The sequence below is a fragment of the Bacillus salacetis genome, from assembly GCF_049177075.1.
GTDB lineage: Bacteria > Bacillota > Bacilli > Bacillales > Bacillaceae_B > Rossellomorea > Rossellomorea salacetis_A.
Genome location: NZ_CP185377.1, coordinates 1074200 through 1089548 on the forward strand (window position 1 = coordinate 1074200; position 15349 = coordinate 1089548).

A 15349-nucleotide genomic window follows, 5' to 3' on the forward strand; every position below is an offset into this window, starting at 1 on the left:
TTACAGAAGAGGCTGCTTGGCGTAGTGGTCTGATTAGATGAGAAAGGTGCCATTACAGAAGAGGCTGCTTGGCATAGTGGTCCGATTAGAGAAGAAACGTGCCATTACAGAAGAGGCTGCTTGGCGTAGTGGTCTGATTAGATGAGAATCGTGCCATTACAGAAGGGGCTACTTGGCAAAGTGGTACGATTAACAAGGAAACGCACCATTATAAAATGACTAACTAACGATAGTGGTATATTTCCTTAAAATCATATCAGTAGTTGCATAATATAACAGAACCGTTTCCAAATTAATACTTGTAAGGATCAGCTGATACTATTTTTTGGAATAATAAGACCCCCTCCCTTTATTGTTAAGTGTATACTCTGTCTGAAGTATTTTTCTAATCGTCTTTTTTTCTTTTATGATGTCACACCAATCCATAACCAAAGAAACCGTAATCCGAACACCAGGAAACAATAGCTTGAACTCTTCAATACTCCTTATAACTGCAGCATGAGCACTTTCTCGCCCCCCACAAAAACCACATGTCAATGTGGACCTAACATACTCCCGATAAAACATTCCACAGCCAGGACAAACAATCCCTTTCCGTAATTCATCATACCGATATTCAGGCAGCTGGGTATAAGGGTTTTCAGCTACAGTCGAAGAAATCAATTTCTTGCCAAGCTCAATATGATCCCTTTTTAAAAATGAAGGTGTCTTTTTAAGCTTTTCGATAAATCGCTCGAGTTGAGTGGGATAAATGATGGGAAGGTCTTGAGGTGCGTTATAGAGGTGGAAGCGGGGATTGACGAAAACGGCGATGGGTTGAATGGGGATTTTGCAGCCGAGGTTATTCAAGATACTTTGAAGGACAGGTTCACTTCTTTTTAATTGAAGAATGGGATTTTTGGCATCTGACCGGTCAGCAGCTCTGAGAAGGTTATCGCCTTCTAAAAGATGATCGCCTTCGTAGTTTTTGACTTCAAATAAATAGATTACTTTTGAAGACAGCAGAAGGGTATCGATTTGTACAAAAGTGGTGCTGGGCATGAACTGCATGTCAGGCAGCAGAATGCGCTGGTCAAGGGCAGGTGCCAGCCATTCATCAAATAATTTCTCTCCGATAAAACCTTTTTCCAAACCGGCAAAGTAAACTTTTTCTTTAACCTTTAGATCTTTCCTGGAACCAAGAGACTTATAAATCCTCAATTCATCGGATTCCAAACGGTCTTTCATTTTCAATAAACATCACTCCTTTACATGTCATCATACCATAAATTACCACTAACCATAAAAAACAGCCCCATAAAGGAGCTGTTCATTTTAACATTATTTTACATTCTCATTAAACCAGTTCTCAAATGTTTCTTCTGATTGAGAGCTTACGATGCGGGCAGTTTCTTTTCCATCTTCAAAGTGGATGATGGTCGGGGTGCCTTCAATATTGAACTGATCCCAAGCTTGTTCAAATTCAAGGACATTGTACTGGACCAGGTCAATTCCCATGTCTTCTGCCAAAGGTGCAACAATTGGTGTAGTCGCTTTACAATGAGAACATGTTGGGCTGAAGAAGTAAACTGTAACATCCTCGCCGTTTTCAAGCTTTGTTTCAAGCTCATCAGGCATAATCAGGTTTTGATAGAGGGGATCATCGAGCTGGTCAATTGTTGCAGGCTGGAGATCCGATTTATTATACGGATTATCTTCCGCCGCTTGATCCTGCTGCATTTTGGTTACCACCGCAATAGCGGCAAAAATGCCGATTATGATTACTAAAAAGATAATGACTTTTTTCATTTCTCACTTCTCCCTTGCTGTTTTTAAAAGGATAAGGCTGCATGCAAAAATGATGATGAATGCGGTCAGCGCTAAAAATGGAATCGTCACGAAACCAAGCCAGTTGATATATTCCCCGGTACATGGAACACGTCCGCATGAAGGAGCGGTGTCGTAAAGGAAATCGACTTTCTGCAGTGAATAGTGATACAGGGAAGTCAATATACCAATACCTGACAGAACCAAAGAATAAATAGCGATCGAAGCATCTTTTTTCACTGCAGCAATGCCTAGAATTACGGCCATTGGATACATGATGATTCGCTGGTACCAGCATAAAATGCATGGTTCATATTGTTTGATTTCGGAAAAATACAAACTGCCCAGCATGGCAATCAAAGCAGCTGCCCAAGCAGTAAATAACAGGTTTTCTATTTTCTTTTCCATAATCGTTTCCTTTCGCTTGTACTACACAAATTATAGTCCCTTGCAGTAATCAAAGTAAAATCACTAGCACTAATTTTATCACAAAAAACAGCAGGAAGGACATAGGTCTGACACATACTGTGCAAAGAGGAGCTTGATCCCATACAGTACTACGATGAAAAAGAAATAATTTACAAAAGGGTGGGTCTTGTTATGAAAAAAACACTGGTCATCGGCGGAACCGGAATGCTCGGAGGAGTGGTTGAGTACTTGGTGCAAAAAGGTGATAACGTCACCGTTCTGACCAGGTCGATTGATAAATTCCAAAGGATGCTTTCAAAACACAACCTTAAACCGGAAGACGTTTCATTCATTCCGGCAGATTATTTTAACACGGACGCATTAGTACAAGTCTTGAATGCGCATATTAAAATGAATGGACCTTTTGATCAAGCGGTCGTTTGGATGAGGAGCACGGCGGTGGAATCCCACGACGCCCTATTAAGCGTTTTGGGCGGGCAAAGCCAACCTGTAGAGATTTTCAAGGTGAACGGAAGTGCCGCTTCGCGCAGTAAGCTCCTGTTTCCAAAACAGCAGTCAATAAACATGCATCATATCATTTTAGGGTTTAAAATAGAGAATGGAGAATCAAGGTGGCTGACAAATGAAGAAATTTCCGAAGGAGTCATTTCTGCATTAACTGCCGGGGTTCCCGTTACAATTACAGGAGTCACAGAGCCTTGGGAGAAGCGTCCGGGTTATTAGTTTGAAGCCCGCAGCCTCAAGGGTAAAACGTAAAGATGAGTGCAAAAGGAGTGTTTCAATAAATGTCAGAAAAACTGGATTTATCTCAGTTTGAGAAAAAAATGATTATCAGGCAGATGCAGCATAAAGACATCAACGATATTATCAAGATGCAGAGTGTCTGTTTTCCCGGTATGGAACCGTGGAAGCCGGAGCATTTGGAAAGTCATCTGGAGATCTTTCCTGAAGGGCAGCTGGTGGCTGAATTGGAAGGGGAAATCATCGGTTCTTGTTCAAGTTTAATCATCAACTTCGATGAATATGATGACCGCCATTCCTGGGATGATGTTACGGACAACGGATACATCACCAACCATAACCCGGATGGATACAACCTTTATGGGATTGAAGTGATGGTTCATCCGGATTACCGCCGTATGAAGGTCGGCCATCGTTTATATGAAGCCAGAAAAGACCTGGCGCGACAGCTGAACCTGAAGAGTATCATCATTGGGGGCCGCATTCCAAATTTCCATAAGCATTCAGAGGAAATGTCTCCAAGGGAGTACGTTGATTCTGTATCGAGACATAAAATTTATGATCCTGTTCTATCATTCCAATTGATGAACGGTTTTACATTGATGAGGATCAATCCAAACTACCTGCCTGATGATAAGAGGTCCCAAAATTATGCTACCTTGATGGAATGGAATAACGTGGATTACCGTCCATCAAGCAAAAGGCATTTCAAGACAAGCTACCCAGTCAGGATCTGTGTTGTTCAATATATGATGAGGAAAATCAATTCCTTTGAAGAGTTTGCCAATCAGGTTGAATATTTTACGGATGTAGCGTCAGATGCTAAATCTGATTTCGTCGTTTTCCCGGAAATCTTCACTTCACAGCTGATGTCATTCCTTGATGAGAAATCGCCGAGCCTGGCTATCCGCAAGCTGACTGATTTCACAGAGGATTATATTGAGGTGTTTACTGACCTGGCTGTCCGCTATAATGTCAACATTATTGGCGGATCTCACTTTGTAAAAGAAGAGGACGATGAAATCTATAATATCGCTTATCTCTTCCGCCGTGACGGCACAATAGAAAAGCAGTACAAAATCCATATCACACCAAACGAACGCAAATGGTGGGGAATCAGTCCGGGAGACCGTGTCAAGGTCTTCGATACAGACTGTGGAAGAATTGCCATCCAAATCTGTTACGATATCGAATTCCCGGAACTGGCGCGTATTGCTACAGACAGAGGGGCAAAGATCATCTTCACGCCATTCTGTACAGAAGACCGCCAAGGGTACTTGAGAGTCCGCTATTGTGCACAGGCACGTGCTGTGGAGAATCAAATTTATACTGTGATTTCCGGAACGGTCGGAAACCTGCCGCAGACAGAAAATATGGACATTCAATATGCACAGTCAGGCATCTTTGCTCCATCTGATTTCGAATTTGCCCGCGATGGCATCGTCGGTGAAACGAACCCGAATATCGAAATGGTCATGATCGGGGATGTGGACCTGGAAGTCCTTCGCCGCCAGCGCCAGTCGGGGACTGTCAGACAGCTGAAAGACCGCCGCCATGATGTGTATGAGGTGAAATATAAGAGGTAAGTTTGAAAGGCCGCTATTCAGCGGTCTTTTTATTTTCATGAAAATGGAATTTCTTATCCAGATTTTTCAGCCCGTTACATTGTAAAACACCTTGCCTCATTCGGCCTGTGTGATAATATAAAGAATGAAAAGGTTGTCATAAAAAGGCGGATACTTTTTACAGGAAAATTCCAATCCATAAAGAATTACATATAGTAAGTCATCGATAGGAGGAGATTAAACTTGAATTGGAAATCAGCTTGGGGAAAATGGGATACATTTGCAGAACTTGATAGCGAAATGCGCAGTCTGCTGACTGAAATGAAGGATGATGAAAAAAGCCTGGAAGATGCTTTTTATAAAAATTTAGAGTTTGGAACAGGCGGGATGCGCGGAGAAATCGGCGCTGGAATCAACCGCATGAACATTTATACGGTGCGCAAGGCTTCAGAAGGCCTGGCTCAATACATAATTTCTCATGGTGAAGAGGCGAAAAAACGTGGAGTGGCCATTGCCTATGATTCGCGTCATAAGTCCCCGGAGTTCGCGATGGAAGCCGCAAAAACACTGGCTTCAAATGGAATCCAGACATATGTTTTTGATGAGCTGAAACCTACGCCTGAACTCTCTTTTGCAGTAAGGACCTTAAATGCTTTTTCAGGAATTGTCGTGACGGCAAGCCATAATCCTCCTGAATACAATGGATATAAAGTATATGGTGAGGACGGGGCCCAGCTTCCTCCAAAAGAAGCGGATGAAGTCATCGCAAAAGTCAATGAAGTGGAGAATGAGCTGCAGATCGATGTAAAATCTGAAGACGATTTAAAAGCAGCCGGACTCATCAAAATGATCGGTGACGAAATTGACCAATCTTATCTTGAACATCTGCTTTCTATTTCAGAAAAGCCACAAATTGCGAAAGAAGTGGATCTCAGCATCGTATTTTCACCGCTGCATGGAACTGCTTTGAAGATGGTCGAAAAAGGATTGGATGCCTTGGGTTATTCCAATGTTCATATTGTTAAGGAACAGTCGGTGCCAGATCCGGAATTCTCAACAGTAAAATCGCCCAACCCGGAAGATAAAGCAGCATTTGAGCTTGCCATCCGTGACGGAAAAGAAAAAAATGCCGATATTTTGATTGCTACAGATCCTGATGCAGACCGTCTTGGTGTTGCAGTTAAAGACTCTAACGGAGAATACATTCTGTTAACAGGCAATCAGACGGGTGCAGTCCTGATCGATTACATCCTGGGCAGAAAGAAAGAAAAAGGCATGATCCCTGCCAATGGAAGAGTGTTCAAGACCATCGTTACATCTGAACTGGGCAGAAAAGTGGCCGAGTCCTATGGGGCTTCAGTGGAAGATGTCCTGACAGGCTTTAAATTCATTGGTGAGAAAATCAAAAACTATGAAGAATCCGGTGAATATCAATTCCTGTTCGGATATGAAGAAAGCTATGGTTACCTGATCGGCGATTTTGCCCGCGATAAAGATGCCGTACAGGCAGTATTGATGGCAGCTGAAGCAGCAGCATACTTCAAGCAGCAGGAAAAAACTTTGTATGATGCGTTATTGGATCTTTACGAGCGTTTCGGGTACTATCAGGAAGGACTTGAGTCCCTTACATTGAAAGGTAAAGAAGGGGCGGAACAGATTCAGGCGATCCTCTCCAATTTCCGTGAAGAACCTCTTAAAGAACTCAGTGGACTAGCCGTTGAAAAATATGAGGATTACAAAACTAGCTTAAGCACGACACTGGAAAATGGGCTGGAAGAAACAATCTCCCTTCCAAAATCCAATGTCATAAAATATTTCCTGGAAGACGGTTCATGGATCTGCCTTCGTCCTTCTGGTACGGAACCAAAGATCAAGTTCTATTTCAGCGTAACCGGCCAGTCATTAAGTGAAAGCCAAGATAAGCTGGAAGGATTGAAACAAGCGCTGATGGAAAAAATAGATAACATGGTTAACTCATTTGCAGGATAAGGCTGAATGCCTTCCTGCTTTTTTTACGTCAGTGAGATTAACGGTCAAATACAATTCCTACAACTAAAGTCGTAGAAAGTTTCATACATACAGGCCACCCGGACTTCGGTAAGATTATATATACTATTAACAAAGGAGGTTAACTTCTTGAACATAGAGAATAGAAATAATTCCAATATACATTTATTAAAAGAAATTGCTGAACTGCTTAATGAGGAAACTGAGCTGAAGCAGATGCTGTCATGTGCACTCCAGGTCCTTCTAAACGGTTCTGATTTTACAACAGGCTGGATATTTTTTATAGATGAGTCCGGCGGACATTCGCTCGAGGCCTATCATAACCTTCCTACTTCTTTAGCAGATGAGGGGTGCGGACTGCTTAGGAATGGCGGCTGCTGGTGTGTGAATCGGTTCAGGGCGGGGAAGCTGACCAAAGCATCCAATATCATTGAATGTCAGAGGATCGAGAAATCAATAGCCGAAAATCGCGGTGACACGGGAAATATCGTTTATCATGCTACAGTACCGCTTCAATCAGGGAATGAATCATTTGGCCTCCTGAATGTGGCGGCTCCAGGGAAAACACATTTTCATGAACATGAATTGGCTCTTCTCGAATCTGTTGCTTTTCAAATCGGCTCTGCCATCAAACGGATTATCTTAACCAAAAAAGAACAGGAAGTAGCGTTGATGCAAGAGAGAAACCGCTTGGCGAGAGATCTGCATGATTCAGTCAACCAGCTGCTGTTTTCCCTGACACTGACAGCCAGAGGCGGAACCATGCTAAGTGAAGAACAGGACATAAAAGAAACATTCTCCACCATTCAAAGTCTCGCCCAGGAAGCGCTGTCTGAAATGCGCGCTCTGATATGGCAGCTTAAACCCCATGGCTTGGAGAATGGCTTCAGTGAAGCAGTAAAAGGCTATGCCGGCATGCTTGGAATGGACGTTATTGTAAAAGTAGAGGGAGTAGTGGCTCTGCCTTCTAAAATTGAGGAAGCGTTATGGAGGATTGGGCAGGAGGCCATCAATAACGCCAAAAAACATTCTGGAGAGGATATTATTTATTTTCACCTGAAAACCTTTCCGAAAATGGTCACCCTTTATATTGAAGATAAAGGATGCGGATTTCATTATAATCCCGCTCAGAAAATTCCTTCGCTCGGGATTCAGGGCATGAGAGAAAGAGTAATGCAGCTGGGAGGGAATTTTCATTTGCAGAGCGAGCCGGATGACGGAACAAAAATATCAGTGGAAATTCCATACTAAAGAGGGGAAAGAGTATGACTATACGAGTATTGATTGCAGATGATCATCACGTGGTAAGACGGGGGCTGGTTTTCTTTTTGAAAACACAAAAAGATATTGAAATTGTCGGGGAAGCATCGAATGGGCGGGAAGCCGTTGAGCTAGCTGAAAAACTTCTGCCTGATCTCATTTTAATGGATTTGGTCATGCCGGAAATGGATGGAATTCAAGCTACAAAGCACATAAAAAATTCCCATCCCGACATAGAGGTTATGATGCTGACTAGCTTTTCCGATCAGGATCATGTCATCCCTGCCATTGAAGCGGGTGCTGCAGGATATCAGTTGAAGGACATCGAACCGGATGAATTGGTGGAATCCATCCGAAAGCTGGTCCGGGGGGAGAATTCGCTGCATCCTAAAGCGACAAACCATCTGCTAAAAAGGGTTTCCCGGAACAACCAGCCGCCGCATCAAGTTCATCAGCTGACTAATCGAGAAAAAGATGTGCTGCTTGAATTGACCAAAGGAAAGAGCAATAAAGAAATTGCTTCAAGTTTGTTCATTACAGAGAAGACAGTCAAAACTCACATCTCAAATATTTTTTCGAAGCTGGAGGTTTCGGATAGGACCCAGGCTGCTTTGTATGCGGTGAAGCATGGGCTGGCAGGAGAGTAGAAAAAACAGATGAAGTGAACTCCTTATTCGGGGTTCACTTCAAAAGTATTGCCTTCAACTAGTGCCCGTCCGTGCCGCCAAAGGCAAGATGATATCCGTCTGGATCTTCAATGACAAATTCCTTCCAGGGACCGTTTGCCTCATCTACCCATGGTTCGACAACGACCGAAACATCTTTCTCGGTGAATTCTTGATACAGCTCATCAAGGGCATTCCAATTTTCTACATAGCAATACAGGTCAAAAGAAGTTGATGCTCCTTTTGATGGTTTATTAGGTCTTACATCATCTGAAGAAACTGCTTGCAGCAGCTTCAGGGCAAGTCCGCTGAATCCATCCCTGATTACCCACCAATCCGTGACTTCACAGCCAAGCTGTTCTTCATAAAACTTTTTTGAGCTTTTTAAATCAGATACTAATAATACTTTTAATGAACTATGTATTTGCTTCAATTATTATTACCTCCTTATACTGTTTCATATTTGACAGAATTACCAAAAATCCTTCAATAAATAAAAGCGGGCTGAATAATTCAGCCCGCAGGATTGGTGGAATCCTATATTTTCATGATATGTTCTTCTTCCATCGGCTCTCTTTGACTGGCAGTCAGGTTGGCGTGTTCGATATATCTGAGAAGGGTATACATATTTTGTTCGATATTTGTATAGTCACGGGAAAAATGATAAGCGTGCAGAAAATGTTCGATCCTTTTGGCTAAAAGATCATCTTTGGTTCGTACCATAAGAATGAGAAGGTTATCCCATTCGCTCCGATGTGTATAGTACAAAGCTCTGTCGTAATCGACTTTATTCAATTAACTCCCTCCTTCTGAAGGGTTAATAATAGTATGTTCACCATCCTGACGAAATTTCGCTGAAAAAGTTGGTTTTCCTATGGTGAAGGGCTTTCCTTCTATTGGATGCATAGTGAGCAGAATAATACTGCATATTATATATGAAATTATATGCAGAGGTGTGATAAAGATGAGAAAATGGATGGTTATTTTTTCGCTTGTATTTTTCATGGTGGGAAGCCAGCAGGCATTTGCACAGCAGGGCTACCAAAAATACGGACGAATCGCGACAGCCGTTGTGAAAGAAGACTACACAGGAGAAAAGCTTGCAGATTATAAGTATGATGGCAGGAAAACACTGGCAGGCGGCAAGATTGAAGATGCCTTTACGTTTGACGTCATGAAAGACGGGAAAGAAGTATCAGTAAAGGTAAGGATTGTTCATAATCCGGCCAAGCCGAATGATTTAAGTATTTCTGTCAATGAAAGCCAATGATTTTCAGCCAGGATCAGCTGGACTAAAGCTTGCCTTATTTGGAGGACAAGCTTTTTTGTTTTATTCGCAAAAATGAATCATTGATCATATAATTTTTAGTAAGAATACATACTATTCATTCTTTTCCCGGACAATTTCATACTATGTAAGGAGGAAGAATGATGAAGACGAAGGCTTTTCGTTATTTATGGGTTGGCCAGGCTTTGGCGAATGGAGGAGATGTCTTTTTTATTGTTGCCATCATCGCGGCACTTTTTGAGAAAACGCACTCCCCATTTTTAATGAGTATCATCCCTGTAGTAATCACCTTTTCCCGGTTCATCAGCAGTGTGATTGCACCGCTTGTTTTGGATCGTTTTCATCTTAAGAATTTGTTGTTTTTTTCACAGTCGTTCAAAACCATTATAATGATCCTTCTCTCTATAACCTTGTTCATGAACATAGAGAACATGGTTGTATTTTTTGTTCTTGTGAGCAGTGTTGCGTTTTTGGATGGATGGGCTCTGCCTGCAAGAAATGCTTATGTACCTTCAATTGTGAGAAGGGAAGATTTAATGGGGGCAAACGGTTTTTTATCAACCATCGATCAGGCTGTCCAGTTCTCAGCATGGGCTGCTGGCGGTATTCTTGCCGCATTTGCCGGTGAGGAGTGGACGCTTGTTTTGACTGCTATCTTATTTCTTGCCAGCAGCTTTATGATGTATAGTCTGCCTGTGTATGGCAGCGGCATTCCTGAAAAGCGAGAGCAAGCTGTAAGCCTGGCAGAAAAAATGGCGTCAGGCTGGGCAGATATCTGGAGGAATACTAAACTAAGGAATATTTTCCTTATCTATGCGATTGAATCAGCTGCCACTGTTGTGTGGATTGCCGCGATCCTATATGTATATGTTGATCAGCAGCTTGGCCGCGGGGAGGAATGGTGGGGGTTTATCAATGGAGCCTTTTTCATCGGCCTGATAACGGCGGGACTTCTGCTGTTGAAAATACACAGGCTTTTTTCCGGTAATGTATACCGGTGGCTGCCATTAGCGTTGATTTCTACTTCTCTGGCTACGTTGTTTTTTGGGTTAACGCATATTGCGGTAATCTCATTATTGTTTTCTGTTATATTTGGGTTCTTTGATGGATTAAAAGTCATCCTCCTGCAAACAGCTGTCCAGCACAGTGTAACACCTGAAAAGCTGGGAAAAGTGTTTGCCGCACAAGGAGCTGTTACAACACTTATTTTTGGGATTTTTTCTATGCTGGCGGGTTATTTTACAGAAGCAGCGGGGGTCTCACCGGTATTCATTGGATCCTCAATACTTCTTATGACGGCTGTCATTCCGGCCATTGCACTGAAAAATAACTTAACGGAAGACTAAAGTTGCTTGCAAGGGCAATCCGGTTTTTCTTCTCATGAATCCTTACCCCGTCTCATATATTGAAGTAAGACTACTTAGGAGCCGAAGGTGCAAATTTCTACTGGGGGGAACTTGGATGAGAGAAGAGGAACAGAAACAATTACAGTATGCGATTGCAGAGATAACGGAGATAGCGAAAGGATTTGGACTTGATTTTTACCCGATGCGATATGAGGTCTGTCCTGCAGATATTATTTATACATTTGGGGCATATGGGATGCCGACACGATTTTCTCACTGGAGCTTTGGAAAACAATATCACAAGATGAAGCTGCATTACGATCTTGGATTGAGTAAAATTTATGAACTCGTTATCAACTCCAATCCGTGTTATGCATTTTTGCTGGATTCCAACTCGCTCATACAGAATAAATTGATTGTGGCCCATGTGCTTGCTCATTGTGATTTTTTCAAAAATAATGTCAGGTTCCAGAACACAAAGAGGGATATGGTTGAAAGTATGGCGGCAACGGCAGACAGGATCAGGCAGTATGAAATCGATCATGGAAAAAGAGAGGTGGAAACCTTCCTTGATGCCGTCCTCGCAATCGATGAACATATCGATCCTTCCCTGATGAGGCCAAAACTGACGTGGAGCATGGACGATGTGGAATGGGAGGAAGAAGAAGTTTCAACGGTCACGCCATATGACGACTTATGGTCACTTGATGATGGTCCGAAGAAAGAGAGGAAGCAGCGCAGGAAAGTGAAGAAGAAATTCCCGCCGCAGCCTGAAAAAGATATCCTGCTTTTCATTGAACAATACAGCCGTGAGCTTACAGATTGGCAGCGTGATATCCTTACGATGATGAGGGAAGAAATGCTTTACTTCTGGCCTCAGCTTGAAACAAAAATTATGAACGAAGGATGGGCTTCTTACTGGCACCAGAGAATCATCAGAGAGTTGGATTTGACCAGCGGCGAATCCATTGAATTTGCCAAACTGAATGCCGGGGTTGTGCAGCCTTCCAAAACAAGCATCAATCCTTACTATTTGGGGCTGAAAATCTTTGAGGACATCGAAGAAAGATATAATAATCCGACTGAAGAAATGATTAAACGCGGAGAAAAACCGGGATCTGGGCGTGAAAAGATGTTTGAGGTAAGAGAAATCGAGTCAGATATTTCTTTCCTCCGCAACTACTTGACTAAGGACTTGGTGACAAGAGAGGATATGTACCTTTTCCAAAAACAGGGTAAAGATTATAAAATAGTCGATAAAGAATGGAAAGAAGTCAGGGACCAGCTGGTAAGTATGAGGGTCAACGGAGGCTTTCCATTCATCACCGTCAATGACGGGGACTATATGAAGAATGGGGAACTTTATCTGAAGCACTGGTATGAAGGAATTGAACTGGATATAAAATATTTAGAGAAAGTCCTTCCGTATGTCCACCAGCTTTGGGGCAGAACCGTCCATATTGAAACCAATGTTGAGAACCGGAAAATCCTGTTCACCTATGAAGGCAGGAATGTTCAACGCAAATACTTATGAACTCAGAAAGAAGGCACTGTACAAACGGGTACAGTGCCCTCTTTCTGTTTGCTTGATTTAGTACGTTAAAGCATGAAAAGGGACAGTCCCTCTTCGTGCTTTAAAGGTTAAAGCGATGAGAGAATGTTTTGACATATTTGCATTTCATACATATACTAATATTCAAATGAACGTTTGAATGTAGGGGTGATCGTTTGAAGCAGAATGATGTTTGTGAGGTTGATTGTCACGAAGATGAAAAAGCCGATTTCATCCAAAAGGAACTCTCTCAAACCAATACCGATGGTGCGGCAAAAATATTTAAGGCACTATCGGATGATACTAGAATGAAGATAGCTTATGCTCTCAGTCTTGAGAAGGAGCTGTGCGTTTGCGATGTTGCCCGCATTGTAGGTGCTACAACAGCGACCGCTTCCCACCACTTAAGGCTGCTTCGGAACATGGGGCTCGCGAAGTATCGGAAAGAGGGGAAGCTGGTGTATTATTTCCTTGATGACGATCATGTGAGAAGCCTGATCAACATTGCGATTGCCCATCACAAGGAGGTGGAACAGCGTGTCTGAAGGATTACAGCAAACAACCGACAAAACGACATACCGTGTTCAGGGCTTTTCCTGAGCAGGCTGTGCCGCAAAGTTCGAAAAGAACGTGAAGCACCTGGATGGTGTTTCTGAAGCAAATGTCAATTTCGGAGCATCAAAGCTCACAGTCTTTGGAGATACAACAATAGAAGAACTTGAAAAAGCAGGAGCTTTTGAGGGTCTTAAAATAATACCGGAAAATCAGCAGTTTTCGGAAGAAAAACAGCCATTTTCCAAAAAATATGCGAATGTATTGCTATCAGCTGCCTTCCTGGCTCTTGGATGGTCAATAGGATATATGAACGGGGAAGGGAATATCTTTTCCATCCTTGCCTATGTTATCTCCATTTTAGTGGGGGGTTACCGCCTCTTCATAACCGGAATAAAAAACCTGTTTCGTTTAGAGTTCGACATGAGAACACTCATGACCATCGCCATAATCGGAGCCGCCTTTATTGGCGAATGGGGAGAGGGAGCGACAGTCGTCATCCTGTTTGCAATCAGTGAGGTCCTTGAAGCCTATTCAATGGATAAAGCACGGCAGTCCATCCGCTCACTGATGGATATTGCACCGAAGGAAGCCCTTATACGGCGGGACGGCAGGGAACTGCTTGTAGAAATAGAAGATATTCAAGTAGGCGACATTATGATTGTAAAACCAGGTCAGAAGCTTGCTATGGATGGGGTTGTTGAAAAAGGGATTTCGGCAGTCAATCAGGCAGCCATCACCGGTGAATCTGTCCCTGTCACTAAACAAAAGGATGATGAAGTCTTTGCAGGTACCTTAAATGAAGAAGGCTTGCTTGAAGTAAGAGTCACAAAGCTTGCTGAAGATACGACGATTGCGAAAATCATCCACTTGGTCGAAGAAGCGCAGGCAGAACGTGCTCCGTCCCAAGCGTTTGTTGACCGTTTCGCGAAGTATTATACGCCTGCAGTCATTTTGGTTGCTGTCCTGGTAGCCATCATGCCTCCGTTGTTTTTTGCGGCTGATTTGAGCACCTGGGTATATCAGGGGCTTGCCGTACTTGTTGTGGGTTGCCCTTGTGCACTTGTCATTTCCACACCGGTATCAATCGTGACCGCAATAGGGAATGCTGCCCGCAATGGAGTCTTGATTAAAGGCGGTATATATCTGGAAGAGGCAGGTGCCCTGAAAGCCATCGCTTTTGACAAAACTGGAACTCTTACCAAAGGTGTCCCGGAAGTCACAGATTTCCTTTCCTTCCCCGAAGAACAGAGGGATGAGAACCTTAAGCTGATAGCCGCACTTGAAAATGGATCTCAGCATCCGCTCGCATCAGCGATCATGAAAAAGGCAGAAGAGGAACAAATCGATTACCAATCAGTGGCCATCGAGGATTTCACTTCTGTTACCGGAAAAGGGATTAAGGGAACCATCCACAATATTTCCTACTATGCAGGAAGTCCTTCTTTCATGGAAGAAGTCATGGGGATGCCTTTGCCGGACGATATGAGGAGTACCATCCTCGCTCTTCAAAAGGAAGGAAAAACCGTCATATCTTTAGGGACGGTTAGCGAGGTCATTGCTCTGATTGCTGTTGCTGATGAAATCAGGGAAAGCAGTGCCGATGTCATTGAAAAGCTTCATAAACTGGGAATCGAGAAAACATTTATGTTGACAGGAGATAACCAGGGAACTGCTGAAGCGATTGCCAAACGCACACACGTAAGTGATACAGCCGCGGAGTTGCTGCCGCAGGATAAGTTAACGTATATCAAAGATCTTAGGGAACGTTATGATAAAGTCGCGATGGTAGGAGATGGGGTGAATGATGCCCCTGCTCTTGCAGCCGCATCTGTGGGAATTGCCATGGGAGGGGCTGGAACGGATACCGCATTGGAAACAGCAGATATAGCTCTTATGGGAGATGATTTAAGAAAGCTTCCTTTCACTGTAAAGCTCAGCAGGAAAGCCTTGATGATCATCAAGCAGAATATCGCCTTCTCTTTAGGCATAAAACTGCTTGCTCTCCTCCTGGTGATACCGGGCTGGCTTACACTATGGATTGCGATATTTGCCGATATGGGAGCCACTTTGATTGTCACCCTCAATGGTCTCCGCCTTCTCAGAGTGAAAGACAAATAAAAGAAGAAGCCTGCGGG

Annotated in this window: 15 protein-coding genes; 10 read left to right on the plus strand and 5 right to left on the minus strand. The window is 43.1% G+C overall.

The genetic code is table 11. The annotated features are described in order from the left end of the window. Positions 1-318 precede the first annotated feature (318 nt). The 3 genes from ACOJQI_RS05425 to ACOJQI_RS05435 all read right to left on the minus strand — a co-directional run bounded on the left by ACOJQI_RS05425 (position 319) and on the right by ACOJQI_RS05435 (position 2214). Entirely contained in the window at positions 319-1227 is a 909-nt protein-coding gene (locus ACOJQI_RS05425) for a nuclease-related domain-containing protein (RefSeq protein ID WP_421385397.1), read from the minus strand. A gap of 93 nt (positions 1228-1320) precedes the next feature. Further along, positions 1321-1788 (minus strand): thioredoxin family protein, encoded by a 468-nt coding sequence (locus ACOJQI_RS05430; RefSeq protein ID WP_421383998.1) that lies wholly within the window; start codon positions 1786-1788, stop codon positions 1321-1323. Positions 1789-1791: 3 nt separating this feature from the next. Further along, entirely contained in the window at positions 1792-2214 is a 423-nt protein-coding gene (locus ACOJQI_RS05435; protein ID WP_421383999.1) for a disulfide oxidoreductase, read from the minus strand. A gap of 192 nt (positions 2215-2406) precedes the next feature. Between ACOJQI_RS05435 and ACOJQI_RS05440 the strand changes: the two genes are divergently transcribed. The 5 genes from ACOJQI_RS05440 to ACOJQI_RS05460 all read left to right on the plus strand — a co-directional run bounded on the left by ACOJQI_RS05440 (position 2407) and on the right by ACOJQI_RS05460 (position 8455). Next, positions 2407-2958: a hypothetical protein gene (locus ACOJQI_RS05440; RefSeq protein WP_421384000.1), complete on the plus strand. Its 552-nt coding sequence runs from the start codon at positions 2407-2409 to the stop codon at positions 2956-2958. Between the two features lie 62 nt (positions 2959-3020). Beyond that, a complete protein-coding gene (locus tag ACOJQI_RS05445) occupies positions 3021-4562 on the plus strand; it encodes a GNAT family N-acetyltransferase (protein ID WP_421384001.1) in 1542 nt (513 codons plus the stop codon). Between the two features lie 222 nt (positions 4563-4784). Then, the gene (locus ACOJQI_RS05450) at positions 4785-6530 is read left to right on the plus strand and encodes a phospho-sugar mutase (RefSeq protein ID WP_421384002.1); all 1746 of its coding nucleotides are present in this window, start codon (positions 4785-4787) and stop codon (positions 6528-6530) included. Positions 6531-6683: 153 nt separating this feature from the next. Then, positions 6684-7799 (plus strand): GAF domain-containing sensor histidine kinase, encoded by a 1116-nt coding sequence (locus tag ACOJQI_RS05455; RefSeq protein ID WP_421385398.1) that lies wholly within the window; start codon positions 6684-6686, stop codon positions 7797-7799. 14 nt (positions 7800-7813) lie between these two features. Next, positions 7814-8455: a response regulator gene (locus ACOJQI_RS05460; protein ID WP_421384003.1), complete on the plus strand. Its 642-nt coding sequence runs from the start codon at positions 7814-7816 to the stop codon at positions 8453-8455. A gap of 58 nt (positions 8456-8513) precedes the next feature. On the opposite strand, the gene ACOJQI_RS05465 is transcribed toward ACOJQI_RS05460, so the two are convergent. Both ACOJQI_RS05465 and ACOJQI_RS05470 read right to left on the minus strand, forming a co-directional pair. Further along, positions 8514-8906, minus strand: coding sequence for a VOC family protein (locus ACOJQI_RS05465; protein ID WP_421384004.1), 393 nt, complete (start codon positions 8904-8906; stop codon positions 8514-8516). A gap of 104 nt (positions 8907-9010) precedes the next feature. Beyond that, entirely contained in the window at positions 9011-9268 is a 258-nt protein-coding gene (locus ACOJQI_RS05470; protein ID WP_421384005.1) for a YhdB family protein, read from the minus strand. A 169-nt stretch (positions 9269-9437) separates the two neighbouring features. Here ACOJQI_RS05470 and ACOJQI_RS05475 point away from each other — a divergent pair, with 169 nt between their 5' ends. The 5 genes from ACOJQI_RS05475 (at position 9438) to ACOJQI_RS05495 (ending at position 15332) form a co-directional block, all read left to right on the plus strand. Further along, the gene (locus tag ACOJQI_RS05475) at positions 9438-9743 is read left to right on the plus strand and encodes a DUF3889 domain-containing protein (RefSeq protein ID WP_421384006.1); all 306 of its coding nucleotides are present in this window, start codon (positions 9438-9440) and stop codon (positions 9741-9743) included. Positions 9744-9901: 158 nt separating this feature from the next. Next, positions 9902-11107, plus strand: a complete 1206-nt coding sequence (locus ACOJQI_RS05480) for an MFS transporter (protein ID WP_421384007.1) — start codon at positions 9902-9904, stop codon at positions 11105-11107. 115 nt (positions 11108-11222) lie between these two features. After that, positions 11223-12641, plus strand: a complete 1419-nt coding sequence (locus tag ACOJQI_RS05485; RefSeq protein WP_421384008.1) for a SpoVR family protein — start codon at positions 11223-11225, stop codon at positions 12639-12641. A gap of 194 nt (positions 12642-12835) precedes the next feature. Continuing rightward, on the plus strand, positions 12836-13204 hold the full coding sequence (locus tag ACOJQI_RS05490) for an ArsR/SmtB family transcription factor (protein ID WP_421384009.1): 369 nt from the start codon (positions 12836-12838) through the stop codon (positions 13202-13204). After that, positions 13197-15332, plus strand: a complete 2136-nt coding sequence (locus ACOJQI_RS05495) for a heavy metal translocating P-type ATPase (RefSeq protein WP_421384010.1) — start codon at positions 13197-13199, stop codon at positions 15330-15332. The genes ACOJQI_RS05490 and ACOJQI_RS05495 overlap by 8 nt, the downstream gene beginning before the upstream one ends. Positions 15333-15349: the final 17 nt, after the last annotated feature.

Coding starts and splice junctions, on each gene's coding strand:
- ACOJQI_RS05425 (WP_421385397.1), bottom strand. CDS start 1,227: ATGAAAGACCGTTTGGAATCCGATGAATTGAGGATTTATAAGTCTCTT.
- ACOJQI_RS05430 (WP_421383998.1), bottom strand. CDS start 1,788: ATGAAAAAAGTCATTATCTTTTTAGTAATCATAATCGGCATTTTTGCC.
- ACOJQI_RS05435 (WP_421383999.1), bottom strand. CDS start 2,214: ATGGAAAAGAAAATAGAAAACCTGTTATTTACTGCTTGGGCAGCTGCT.
- ACOJQI_RS05440 (WP_421384000.1), top strand. CDS start 2,407: ATGAAAAAAACACTGGTCATCGGCGGAACCGGAATGCTCGGAGGAGTG.
- ACOJQI_RS05445 (WP_421384001.1), top strand. CDS start 3,021: ATGTCAGAAAAACTGGATTTATCTCAGTTTGAGAAAAAAATGATTATC.
- ACOJQI_RS05460 (WP_421384003.1), top strand. CDS start 7,814: ATGACTATACGAGTATTGATTGCAGATGATCATCACGTGGTAAGACGG.
- ACOJQI_RS05475 (WP_421384006.1), top strand. CDS start 9,438: ATGAGAAAATGGATGGTTATTTTTTCGCTTGTATTTTTCATGGTGGGA.
- ACOJQI_RS05480 (WP_421384007.1), top strand. CDS start 9,902: ATGATGAAGACGAAGGCTTTTCGTTATTTATGGGTTGGCCAGGCTTTG.
- ACOJQI_RS05485 (WP_421384008.1), top strand. CDS start 11,223: ATGAGAGAAGAGGAACAGAAACAATTACAGTATGCGATTGCAGAGATA.